This is a genomic window from Arthrobacter sp. FW306-1B-F12A (assembly GCF_058781865.1).
This window is the reverse complement of the sequence record NZ_JBYSXD010000076.1, coordinates 1-11,566: the sequence shown is the minus strand read 5'-3', so window position 1 is coordinate 11,566 and position 11,566 is coordinate 1. Positions and strand designations below refer to the sequence as shown.

General features: G+C 64.2%; 12 protein-coding genes. 5 read left to right on the top strand and 7 right to left on the bottom strand.

All coding sequences use genetic code 11. The annotated features are described in order from the left end of the window. Nucleotides 1-146: 146 nt before the first annotated feature. A complete protein-coding gene (locus tag AC3WJU_RS21675; protein ID WP_284991174.1) occupies nt 147-884 on the bottom strand; it encodes a zinc ribbon domain-containing protein in 738 nt (245 codons plus the stop codon). Nucleotides 885-994: 110 nt separating this feature from the next. Continuing rightward, complete coding sequence (locus AC3WJU_RS21670) at nt 995-1,906, bottom strand: Nif3-like dinuclear metal center hexameric protein (protein WP_284991172.1); 912 nt, start codon at nt 1,904-1,906, stop codon at nt 995-997. A gap of 146 nt (nt 1,907-2,052) precedes the next feature. On the opposite strand from AC3WJU_RS21670, the gene msrA reads away from it, so the two are divergent. From msrA to epsC, 3 genes are all read left to right on the top strand, one after another. Then, nucleotides 2,053-2,577 (top strand): peptide-methionine (S)-S-oxide reductase MsrA, encoded by a 525-nt coding sequence (gene msrA / locus AC3WJU_RS21665; protein ID WP_059387765.1) that lies wholly within the window; start codon nt 2,053-2,055, stop codon nt 2,575-2,577. A 75-nt stretch (nt 2,578-2,652) separates the two neighbouring features. Next, nucleotides 2,653-3,588: a cysteine synthase A gene (gene cysK, locus AC3WJU_RS21660; protein WP_059387764.1), complete on the top strand. Its 936-nt coding sequence runs from the start codon at nt 2,653-2,655 to the stop codon at nt 3,586-3,588. A 50-nt stretch (nt 3,589-3,638) separates the two neighbouring features. Continuing rightward, the gene (epsC, locus tag AC3WJU_RS21655) at nt 3,639-4,223 is read left to right on the top strand and encodes a serine O-acetyltransferase EpsC (RefSeq protein ID WP_059387763.1); all 585 of its coding nucleotides are present in this window, start codon (nt 3,639-3,641) and stop codon (nt 4,221-4,223) included. Here the strand turns inward: epsC and AC3WJU_RS21650 are convergent. After that, entirely contained in the window at nt 4,220-5,053 is an 834-nt protein-coding gene (locus AC3WJU_RS21650) for an oxidoreductase (protein WP_492260827.1), read from the bottom strand. The two genes, epsC and AC3WJU_RS21650, sit on opposite strands and share 4 nt — an antisense overlap. Before the next feature lie 118 nt (nt 5,054-5,171). Next, nucleotides 5,172-6,608, bottom strand: coding sequence for an NADP-dependent phosphogluconate dehydrogenase (gnd, locus tag AC3WJU_RS21645; protein ID WP_492260826.1), 1,437 nt, complete (start codon nt 6,606-6,608; stop codon nt 5,172-5,174). A 233-nt stretch (nt 6,609-6,841) separates the two neighbouring features. On the opposite strand from gnd, the gene AC3WJU_RS21640 reads away from it, so the two are divergent. Beyond that, a complete protein-coding gene (locus AC3WJU_RS21640) occupies nt 6,842-7,570 on the top strand; it encodes a FadR/GntR family transcriptional regulator (RefSeq protein ID WP_059387761.1) in 729 nt (242 codons plus the stop codon). A gap of 40 nt (nt 7,571-7,610) precedes the next feature. Here AC3WJU_RS21640 and AC3WJU_RS21635 read toward each other — a convergent pair whose 3' ends face one another. Genes AC3WJU_RS21635 through AC3WJU_RS21625 form a run of 3 tightly spaced genes read right to left on the bottom strand, consistent with a single transcriptional unit; the run spans nt 7,611 to nt 10,365 of the window. Further along, on the bottom strand, nt 7,611-8,669 hold the full coding sequence (locus tag AC3WJU_RS21635) for an L-idonate 5-dehydrogenase (RefSeq protein WP_476910951.1): 1,059 nt from the start codon (nt 8,667-8,669) through the stop codon (nt 7,611-7,613). Continuing rightward, nucleotides 8,669-9,439, bottom strand: coding sequence for an SDR family oxidoreductase (locus AC3WJU_RS21630; RefSeq protein ID WP_284751975.1), 771 nt, complete (start codon nt 9,437-9,439; stop codon nt 8,669-8,671). Before AC3WJU_RS21630 ends, AC3WJU_RS21635 begins: the two co-directional genes overlap by 1 nt. Continuing rightward, a complete protein-coding gene (locus AC3WJU_RS21625; protein WP_492260828.1) occupies nt 9,436-10,365 on the bottom strand; it encodes an NAD(P)-dependent oxidoreductase in 930 nt (309 codons plus the stop codon). Before AC3WJU_RS21625 ends, AC3WJU_RS21630 begins: the two co-directional genes overlap by 4 nt. Before the next feature lie 71 nt (nt 10,366-10,436). On the opposite strand from AC3WJU_RS21625, the gene AC3WJU_RS21620 reads away from it, so the two are divergent. Continuing rightward, nucleotides 10,437-11,504, top strand: a complete 1,068-nt coding sequence (locus tag AC3WJU_RS21620; protein ID WP_492260825.1) for a D-2-hydroxyacid dehydrogenase — start codon at nt 10,437-10,439, stop codon at nt 11,502-11,504. The last annotated feature ends 62 nt before the right edge of the window (nt 11,505-11,566 follow it).

The window sequence follows — 11,566 nt, the reverse complement described above, 5'->3', positions numbered from 1 at the left end:
GCTGCGCGGCCGCCCGGCGACAATGGCCCGGTCCGGACGGGCAGGGAACGAACGCCCTCACTTCATATCGTCTAACTAGCACTAGATGTCGTTTTGACGCCTCATAACGGCACTAACTGCGAGCTAGTTGGGTGGGGAACAGGTGGTTAGTTCCACTCGGCGGAGCGCACCAGGATGCAGCCGGAGTCGGGGCAGAACACGATCTCGTCCTCGGCCGCGGCCTTGACCTCGGCGAGGTCGCCGGGGCTGAGCGTCATTCCCGAGCCTTCGGACTTGCCGTGGAAAAGCCGGGCGGCCCCCACACCGCGCTTGGCAAGGGTCTTTTCGTAGATGGCCAGCATCCCGGCGTCGAGCCCTTCGGCGAAGCCGGTCCTCTGGGCGCGTACATCCGTCTCTTCGGAAACAATCTCGGCGATCGCGGCGTCCAGCTCGGCACGGATCCCGGAGAAGGACCCCTGGATATCATCGACGATCTGCTGTTGCGCCGCTTGGCGCTCCCTGAGTCCGTCCAGGCGTTCGAGGATTTCCAGCTCGACATCCTCAAGGTCCGAACGGCGCTTGTTCAGTGATGCGATGTCACTTTGCAGCGCGACGAGGTCCTTGGAAAGTCCGGTGCCGCTGTTCAACCTGGCTTCATCCCGTGCAATGCGGCTCGCCACTTGCTCGACGTCGGCCTCTGACCTGCGCAGCTCTGTTTCGGCGTCGTGGACGGCAAGTTTCGCGGTTCCGAGCGCACCGTTGGCCACACTGAGGGCGTCCTGAAGATCAGTGATGCGGGGGTCTGTCTCCAACGTGCGGCGGCGGTTCGCCAAGGATTTGAGCTTCGCATCCAACCCCTGCAGTTCGAGCAATTTCAACTGTTCCGCCGGTGCTGCCTTGGCCACGCTTACCTCCGCTTGATCGTGCCAGGGTTGGTATTCAGCCCCAGCCAGGCCTTGGGCCTGTTTGTCTCGACTCTATCGCCTAGGGCGCTCCCCTGCCTCGCCCGCCAGGCCTAGCCGGGAGTCAGAATGAAGTCCCACGGATCGCTGTTGGTGGTTGCCACACGGATCTCGACGTCGTGGCCCTGGTCCGCGAGCACGTTGCCGAGCGCTTCGGCCGCGGCGGGCAACCAGAGCCACTCGCTCGCGAAATGCGATACGTCAACAAGGTACGGCCTCCCGTCAACGGCAGCTTCGCGCGCCTCGGACGCCGGGTGGTGCCGCATATCCGCGGTGACGTAGATGTCCGCCTGGCTGGCCCGGACGGCGTCGAAGAGGCTGTCTCCAGCGCCGCCGCAAACGGCCACACGGCGCACCAGCCCGTCCTTGTCCCCGGCGACCCGCACGCCGCCGGCCACCGAAGGCAAGATCTCGAACACCCGCGCGGCAAAGTCTCCCAGGGTCATGAGTTCGGGCAAGTCGCCGACCCGGCCGATCCCCTCTTCCGGCAGGCCGTGGGCCGCAGGCGCCAGCGGGACAACGTTGTCCAGCCCGAACGCGTCGGCGAGGACATCGGAAACGCCACCGACGGCGGAGTCCCCGTTGGTGTGCACGGTCAGCAGCCCGGTACCGGACTCAATGAGCCGATGGACGGCGAGGCCCTTGGCGCTCGTGGCAGCAACGGAGGTGACGCCCTTGAGCAGCAACGGATGGTGCGTCACGAGGAGCTCGGCGCCCCATTCAATGGCCTCTTCAATGGCGGCGAGGGTCGGATCCACGGCGAACATGACCTTCGTGACGGTAGCGGTTGGCCGTCCGACAACCAGTCCTACCTCGTCCCATTCCTCGGCAAGCGATTCCGGCCAGAGCTCCTCCACTGCCAAGAGGACCTGACCAAGCGTGGGGGTACCTGGCGTCCCGGCTGCACCGTTCTCCGATTCTTCCCCGGATCCCGTGTCTGCAACCGCGGTGTTCACAGCTTCCATGCATTACATTCTTGCGCATCCGGCGGCCAAGTCGCGCTTGCGGCCATCGGACTGTTTGAGATTGTTGCCACCGGCGGGATCTGCTCCGTCACACTCCCGTAAGGTTGTGCGGGAATCATCCAGGACTCCCGGCCATTGAAGAGATCATGAAAACTTTTGTACTTGGCGGAGGCTGCTTCTGGTGCCTCGACGCTGTCTATCAGAAGACCAAGGGCGTCAGTTCCGTGGTTTCCGGCTACACGGGCGGGCATATCCGCAACCCTGACTATTACGACGTCTGCTCCGGAATGACGGGTCACGCAGAGGTCGTCGCAGTGACTTTCGACGAGGACATCATTCCGGCGGACATCATCCTCGACATGTTCTTCGCCTTGCACGATCCCACCACGCTCAACCGCCAGGGCTACGACGTCGGAACCCAGTACCGTTCCTCGATGTTCTACACCACCACTGAAGAAAAGATCCTCTTCGAGGAAGCCATCCTCCGGAACCAGGAACTGTGGTCCAAGCCGATTGTGACCGAGGTGAGCAGGCTGCCGGAATTCTACGAAGCCGAGTCCATCCACCAGGACTACTACGCCAAGTTCCCCGAGCAAGGTTATTGCCAGGTCATCATCAACCCGAAGCTCGCCAAGGCCCGGAAATATTACTCTTCGTGGCTCCGCGCGTAGCAGCGTGTAGCACCGCTCGTTAGGCTGACCTCAGCAGTAGCTATTTCAGCGAATTCAGAGAATAGGCATGATTACATGGCACGGATCTACGACGACGTCACCCAGCTGATCGGCGGAACCCCCCTGGTCCGCTTGAACAGGCTCACCGAAGGCTTGGACGCCACGGTTGCCGTGAAGCTGGAGTTCTACAACCCCGCCAACAGCGTCAAAGACCGTATCGGCGTGGCGATTGTCGACGCCGCCGAGAAGTCCGGTGCGCTGAAGCCGGGCGGCACCATCGTCGAAGGAACGTCGGGCAACACCGGCATCGCGCTGGCCCTGGTCGGTGCGGCACGCGGTTACAAGGTCATCCTGACGATGCCGGAAACCATGTCCACCGAGCGCCGCGTCATGCTGCGCGCCTACGGTGCGGAGATTGTGCTGACCCCCGGCTCTGAAGGCATGCGCGGCGCCGTCGAGAAGGCACAGGAGATCGTCGCTAACACGGAGAACTCCATCTGGGCCCAGCAGTTCGCCAACGAGGCAAACCCGGCAATCCACCGCGCCACCACGGCCGAGGAAATCTGGGCGGACACCGAAGGCGGAGTGGACATCTTCGTCGGCGGCGTCGGCACCGGCGGCACCATCACCGGCGTCGGACAGGTCCTGAAGGAGCGCAAGCCCGAAATCCAGATCGTGGCCGTTGAGCCCAAGGACTCCCCCATCCTGAACGGCGGCGCCCCGGGCCCGCACAAGATCCAGGGTCTCGGCGCGAACTTCATTCCGGAAATCCTTGACACCAACGTCTACGACGAGGTCCTCGACGCAACCCTTGAGGACTCCGTGGCCACCGCACGCGCCCTCGGCACCAAGGAAGGCATCCTGGGCGGCATCTCGGCCGGCGCGGCTGTCTGGGGTGCGCTGGAGCTCGCGAAGCGTCCGGAGAACAAGGACAAGCTCATCGTGGCAATCGTTCCCGACTTCGGCGAACGTTACATCTCCACGGTGCTTTTTGACGATATTCGCGGCTGATTGCGGACCCCGCGCAACCGCTTTCTTTCATTTCCTGTAGAAAGGTCTTTGTGAGCTTCTTCGCAAGACTTATGGAGGACCTCGAGGCCGCCCGGTCACATGACCCGGCGGCCCGAGGCTCCTTTGAGAACTTTTTTGCCTACTCCGGCCTGCATGCCATCTGGGCGCATCGCCTGACGCACAAATTGTGGCAAAACCCCGAGCTACGCTTTCCGGCACGGCTGATTTCCCAGCTTGCCCGGTTCCTGACCGGGATCGAGATCCACCCCGGCGCGACCATCGGCCGCAGGTTCTTCATTGACCATGGCATGGGTGTGGTGATCGGTGAGACGGCCGAGATCGGCGAAGACGTCATGATCTACCACGGCGTGACGCTGGGTGGCCGTTCCTTGGCCAAGGTCAAGCGCCACCCCACCATCGGAGACCGCGTCACCATCGGAGCCGGGGCCAAGGTCCTTGGTCCCATCACCATCGGCGCGGACAGTGCCATCGGCGCCAACGCCGTCGTGGTCAAGGACGCACCGCCTGAGTCGATCATCACCGGTGTGCCCGCAACGTGGCGGCACCGTGATGCCAAGAGCGAAACGAAACCCGCCGTCGACCCCGCCGAGTACTACATCGAATACCGGATCTAGCCGGAAAAACGTTTGTAGGCGTTCCAGAAAACCGTGTCGAAGGCCCGGTCGGGAAGCACCCTCCGCAAGGCCAGAATGGTCCAGGCTCCCCTGCCCACCGGGTATCGGGTCCTGGGCCTTCCCGACGTTGCCGCGTGCACGATAGCGCGGGCCACGATACGCGGGCGCGTCGAAAGCGCAGTTCCCGACGTCGACGCCAAAGCAGCCGCAACGATCCCGGCCTGCCCGCGATACGGTCCGCGTCCCGAGACAGTCAGCAGGCTCTCCCCCGCGATGGTTCCCCATTCCGTGTCCGTGCCCGCGGGCTCAATGATTGCCACGTCGATGCCATGGGGCTTTAGTTCAAGGCGCAGGGAGTCGCTGAGGCCCTCGACGGCGAATTTTGTTGCGTGGTACCAGGCGCCAAGGGGTTCATACATTTTGCCGCCGATCGAGGACACATTGATGATCCTGCCGGAAGCCGCAGCACGCATCACGGGAATCACCAGCTGGGACATCCGGGCGAGGCCGAAGACGTTGACCTCGAACTGGCGCCGGCCCTCATCCAGCGGCACCTCTTCCAAGGAACCATAGGACCCGTATCCGGCGTTGTTGACCAGTACGTCGATCCGTCCCTGCTCTGCCAGGACAAGATCCACGGCGGCCTTCATCGAGTCATCCTCGGTGACATCCAGGGACAACACCTTGATTCCGTGGGCTTTGAGCGGTTCCATCTTTTCGACCCGCCGAGCGCCCGCGTACACGACCATTCCCGCCTTGCTGAGCTCGACGGCGGCTTCAAAACCGATTCCGGTTGACGCACCTGTGACAAATGCGACGCGTTGCGGCATGGACTGCTCCTCGTGTGACGGGGTTGAATGCGCACGACCCGCCTACGGCAAAGGCCGGCGCCTCCACAGTAACGCGGAAGTGCCGGCCTTTGTCATGAACCGAGTGGGGCAGCAAGCCCTAGTGGGTGTCGACTGCCGAGATCTCGGACTTGTCTTCGCCCCACAGGGTGTGGAAGGTACCCTCGGCGTCAACGCGGCCGTAGGTGTGCGCTCCGAAGAGGTCGCGCTGTCCCTGAATGACTGCTGCAGCGAGGCGCTTGCGGCGAAGTCCGTCGTAGTAGGCCAGCGAGGAGGAGAACACCGGAACCGGGATGCCCAGCTGGACAGCCGTTGCCACCACGCGGCGCCATGCCGGCAGCGCGCCGGCGATCGCCTTGGTGAAGGCCGGAGCGAACAGCAGGTTGGCCGGCTTCTCCACGGCAGCGTAGGCGTTGGTGATCTCCTTGAGCAGCTCGGCCCGGATGATGCAGCCGCCGCGCCACAGGGAGGCGATTTCATCGAGCTTGAGGTCCCAGCCGTATTCCTTTGCGGCGGAGGTCAGCATGTCCAGGCCCTGGGCGTAGGAAACCAGCTTGGAGGCGTACAGCGCCTGGCGCACGTCCTCGACGAAGTTCTCGGGGACCTCGACGGCGATTTCCTCGCCGGCGAGCAGCTCCTGGCCAAGCTTGCGCTGTTCTGCCTGGGAAGAGAGGGCACGCGCGAAGACGGACTCGGCGATGCCCGAAACCGGGGAGCCGAGCTCGAGGGCGGAGATGACCGTCCAGCGGCCGGTGCCCTTCTGGCCGGCAGCGTCCACGACGACGTCGACGAACGGCTTGCCCGTCTTGGCGTCGACGTGCCCGAGGACCTCTGCGGAGATCTCGATCAGGAAGGAAGCAAGTTCGCCCTTGTTCCATTCGGCGAAGATCTTGGACTGCTCGGCCGGCTCGATGCCGGCGCCGGAGCGCAGGAGATCGAAGGCTTCGCCGATAACCTGCATGTCGGCGTATTCGATGCCGTTGTGGACCATCTTGACGAAGTGGCCGGCGCCGTCGGTGCCGATCCAGGCGCAGCAGGGCTGGCCGTCAACCTTGGCGGAGATCTTTTCGAGCAGCGGGCCCAAAGCGTCGTAGGACTCCTTCGAACCACCGGGCATGATGGAGGGGCCGTTCAGGGCGCCCTCTTCGCCGCCGGAAACACCGACGCCCACGAAGTGCAGGCCCTTCTCGGCCAGCGCGGATTCGCGGCGGCGGGTGTCCTCGTAGTGCGAGTTGCCGGCGTCGATCACGATATCGCCGGGCTCGAGCAAGGGAACGAGCTGGTCGATGACGGCGTCAACCGGCTTGCCGGCCTTCACGATGATCAGGACGCGGCGGGGCTTCTCGAGGGAGTCCACGAGTTCCTGGAGGGTTTCCGTGCGGATGAAGTCGCCGTCCGTGCCATGCTTGGCCAGCAGGGCGTCGGTCTTTTCGACGGAGCGGTTGTGGAGGGCAACGGTGAAGCCGTTGCGGGCCAGGTTGCGGGCCAGATTGGCGCCCATCACCGCGAGGCCGGTGACACCGATGTGTGCTGACATCAAAACTCCAATTCATTCTTGTGCATCGAGTCCTGCTAGGAGCGAGGAAACGCTTTCTAGAGCAGTAGCTGGAATAAACCATACGTATTCGGACCACGTCTGGGAAAGTTGCGCCCACGTTTTGGAAACGTCCGCGTCACAAAAGAGTCTATGTTGCGAGCTCGTGCTGTGGGGAGTTCACCGTCGCTCGGGCTTCCAGTGGCGGAACCATCAACGCCACTATGCTTACGACTATGTCAACCAGTCTCCACTACCGCGCTGTCGAGCATCTGGGTACCCGGATCGTCGGCGGTAAGCTCCCTACCGGTCACGTCATGTTGGCTGAACACCTTGAGGACGAGCTCAAAGTGTCGCGGTCGGTGGTGCGTGAGGCTGTCAGGGTGCTGCAGTCTTTGGGACTGGTGGAAACCATCAAGCGTGTTGGCATCCGTGTCCTCCCCGCGCACCGCTGGAATCCCTTCGATCCGCTGGTCATCCGTTGGCGGCTGGCCGGAGAAGGCCGCGGCGCCCAGTTGCGCTCCCTCGCCGAACTCCGCTCCGCCGTCGAGCCCGTAGCGGCGGAACTGGCCGCGGAAAACGCTCCGGAGTCCCTGCGCAGCGAACTGGTGGACATTTCCCTGGCTATGCGGGAAGCAGGCCGTGCGGGCGACATGCCCACCTTCCTGGACCTCGACATCCGCTTTCACGCCCTGGTGCTCTCCGGTTCCGGCAATGAAATGTTCGCGAACCTGATCGGGCAGGTCACTGAGACACTCACCGGCCGGACCGTTCACGGCCTCATGCCGGAACATCCGAAGGAAGCGGCCCTGCAATGGCACCTGGATGTAGCCCAAGGCATCCGGGACCGAGACGGCGACAAGGCCCGCGAGGCCGCCTCCAACATCATGCGGGAGACCATCGCGGACCTGTCACCAGACTGGGAAGGCCAGCCACGGGTATTTGTTCCAGTAGAGCGGCGCTGACGGCTGAACGCCCGCGCCGCCCGACTCATCGGCTGAGAGCCTATGCCACAGGCTGGAAGTTCAGCAGGACCTTCCCCGATTCGGCCGAGTTCTTGGCCACCTCGAAGGCCTCCAATCCACGGTCCAGCGTGAATTCGTGCGTCACCACCGGGTCCACGTAGAGCGAACCGTCCGCAAGGGCGGCAATGACCTCGTCGATCTCGTTGTTGAAACGGAATGAGCCCAGCAGTTCGAGCTCGCGGGTGATGGCCAGCGAAATGAAGACCGGCTGCGGCCCCGAGGGCAGCAACCCGACCATAACCACTTTCCCGCCGCGGACTGCGCCCTTGATGGCCGATGCCAGTCCGAAGTGGCTGCCGGAAGACTCGATGACGACGTCGGCTTCCACCGCGGCGATCGCCTCGGCGTCGTCACCCTTGAGGACCTCGTCGGCGCCCACTGCGCGCGCGATCTCAAGAGGTTTGTCGTGCATGTCGACGGCCACGATCCGGGCTGCCCCCGCGCGCTTGAGGACGGCAACTGCCAGCGCGCCGATCGGACCGCTTCCGATCACCAGCGCCGTCTTCCCGGCAACGTCCCCTGCGCGGGCGACGGCGTGCCAGGCGACACTGGCCGGTTCCACCAGCGCCGCCGTGCGCAAGTCCAGCGTGGCCGGGAGGGCCCGGAGCATGCGGGACGGCAGGGTGGCGTAGCGGCTGAAGGCGCCGTCCGTGTGCGGGTACCGCGCGGCGCTCCCGAGGTAGGTGCAGCCCGGGGAGAGGTTGGGCCGGTCTTCCGGATACTTAGCGGCACCCGGGGCCGGCGTCGCGGGGTGGACGGCGACGGGCGTTCCGGCTGCCGGGCCGCTGCCGTCCGCGGCCTGCTGGACAACGGTCCCGACGATTTCGTGACCAAGCACCATCGGAGCCTTGAGGATCGATTCCCCCGCCGCGCCATGGAGCCAGTAGTGCAGGTCCGAGCCACAGATGCCCCCATAGGCGATCTCGACAACGGCCTGGTCCGGGGCGGGAACAACGAGGGCTATGTCCTCGATGCGAAGGTCGCCGGCCGCGTGCGCCACGACCGCGGGTGAAGACTGCGGAAGCTGGAAAGCGCTCATTAGACGACCACCGTCATTCCGCCGTCGACGAAGATCGTCTGGCCGTTGACGAAGTTCGACGCCTCGGAGGCAAGCCAGACTGCCGGACCGGCGAGATCCGCCACGGTGCCCCACCGGTGGGCGGGCGTCCGGCCGAGGATCCAGGAGTTGAAGTCGGGATCGTCCACGAGGTTCTGGGTCATCTCGGTGTGGATGTAACCGGGGGCGATGCCGTTGATCTGAAGGCCGGAGGCCGCCCATTCCGCGGTCATGGCGCGCGTCAGGTTGCGCAGCCCGCCCTTCGCGGCGACATAGGGGGCGATCGTTGGACGTGCCAGGTCAGTCTGCACGGAGCAGATGTTGATGATCTTGCCGTGGCCCCTAGGGATCATGTGACGGGCGGCTTCGCGCCCTACGAGGAAGGCGCTCGTGAGGTCGGTGGTGATGACCCGCTCCCAGTCCTTCACATCCAGGTCCAGCATCGGAACCCGGTGCTGGATACCGGCGTTGTTGACGAGGATATCGAGGGGGCCGACGTTCTCCTCGACCCAGGCGATGCCCCGGGCCGCTTCAGTATCGCTGGTGACGTCGAACGCACAACTGTGGATCCGGCCGGGCCCGAAATCCGCCGCCATGGCGGCTTCCGCGTCCTTGAGCCGTTCCGTGTTGATGCCGTTGAGGACAACGGTGGCACCGGCGTCGGCCAATCCGCGGGCCAGCGCATTGCCGATGCCGCGGCTGGATCCGGTCACGAGCGCAACGCGCCCGGTGAGATCAAAGAGTCCACTCATGGTTGTTTCCTTACGTAGTTCAAAGGGCTGACGGAAGAGTCGCTGAGGTTGGCGATGGCCTGGCGGACAACTGCGAGGTCCTGGTCGCCAAGGCCCTGATCAATCAGTTCGCGGTAGAGTTCGACGCCGGCAGCCGCCATCGGGACAGCGGCACCGGCCGCGTCGGCGCTTTCGAGCACGAACCTGAGGTCCTTGTGCATGAACTTCGCGGGACCGGTGGGCGCGTAATCCTTGGCTGCCAGGCGCGGGCCGACAATCTCCAGGACCCGGCTTCCGGCTAGTCCGCCGGCCAGGACATCGAAAAGGGCAGAAGCATCCATGCCCGAGCGCTCGGCGAGTTCAGCGGCTTCCGCGAGGGCCGCCGTCGTAGTCCCGACAATCAGTTGGTTGCATGCCTTTGCCAGCGATCCGGCACCCAAGTTGCCCATGCGGCGGACCGTGGTCCCCATGGATTGGAGCACGGGAAGCGATCGCTGGAAGTCTTCTTCGCCGGCTCCCACCATGATGGCCAGCGTGCCGTCCTGCGCACCTTTGGTGCCCCCGCTGACCGGTGCATCGACGACGACGGCGTTCCCGCCGCTTGCGCTATGGACCGTCCGGCCGAATTCCTGCACGGCGGCCGGAGACACGCTGCTCATGATGATGATCGTGGTCCCCGGAAGCGGCGCGTCCGAGCGCCAGGACTCGAGCAACGGCGCGGCGGCATCCAGGATGTAGGAGAGATCCGGAAGCATGAAAATGATGACGGGCTGGTCCCGGAGTCCGGCAACCGACTCCGAACGATTTCCGCCGAGCTTCTCCAACTCGGCGAGCGCTTCGGCGGAACGGTTCCACGCAGTCACTTCCCAGCCGTTGCCGAGCAGATTGGCTGCCATGGGGAAGCCCATCAGCCCGAGTCCCACAAAACCTGCGGTCTTGGCGGTCATCTTTCGCATACACCTCACTTCTTTGTGGTTCATCTTTCAAAAACTGTTCAATATCCTAGCCTCAATTCAGTATGATGAACACCATGACGACTGATGAACTCACCATCGCGATCGCAGTCCCGCTCGAAGCCGAGCATGTGGAGCGTATCCGCGCAGTAGATCCGAGCATCACGGTGCTCTACGAACCCGAGCTTCTTCCTCCGGAACGCTTCCCTGCCGACCACTCGGGCGATCCGGACTTCAAGCGGACTCCCGAACAAGAGGAACGCTACTGGTCCATGTTGAACAAGGCCCAGATCCTGTACGGCTTCCCCAACGAGAATCCGGCCGGCCTGGCCCGCATCGCACAGAGCAACCCGCACCTGCAGTGGATCCACGCCATGGCCGCAGGTGCCGGTGGCGCCGTGAAGGCCTCGGGGCTTGACAGCGAGACCCTGCAGAAGTTCAAGGTCACCACGTCGGCAGGCGTCCATGCCCTTCCGCTGGCCGAGTTCGCAGCCCTGGGCATCCTCAACGGCTTCAAGCGCAGCGGGGAACTTGCACAGGACCAGGCTGCCAAGGTCTGGCCCGAGTTGCGCACCCCCACCAAACTTGTGAACCGCTCCAAGCTGGTCATCACGGGTCTCGGCGAAATCGGCCTCGAGACCGCCCGCATCGCCCGCGCCCTTGGAATGAAGGTGAGCGGAACCAAGCGGAACGTCGAAGCGATCGACGGAATCGACGAGGTCGCGGACAACGATGGCCTGGCCGGACTCCTTGCCACGGCCGACGCCGTTGTCAACACCCTCCCGGGCACTCCCTACACTGAGAAACTCTTCAACCACGAGGTCTTCTCGGCGATGAAGCCTGGCGCGGTCTTCGTCAACGTTGGCCGCGGAACCGTGGTTGACGAAGACGCGCTCCTCGAAGCCTTGGACAACGGCCAAGTGTCCTACGCCTGCCTGGACGTTTTCGCGGTCGAGCCACTCCCCCAGGACAGCCCGCTGTGGAACCACCCGAAGGTCATGGTCTCGCCGCACACCTCGGCACTCAGTGCCGCGGAGAACCGCCTCATCGCCGAACGCTTCGCCAGCAACCTGCGTACGTTCCTCGACGGCGGGGAACTCCCCCACCTTGTGGACACGGTGCACTTCTACTAAACCGCCGGCTTCCCAGCGCCATCGTGGCGGCCCCTCCGGTTTCCGGAGGGGCCGCTTTGCTG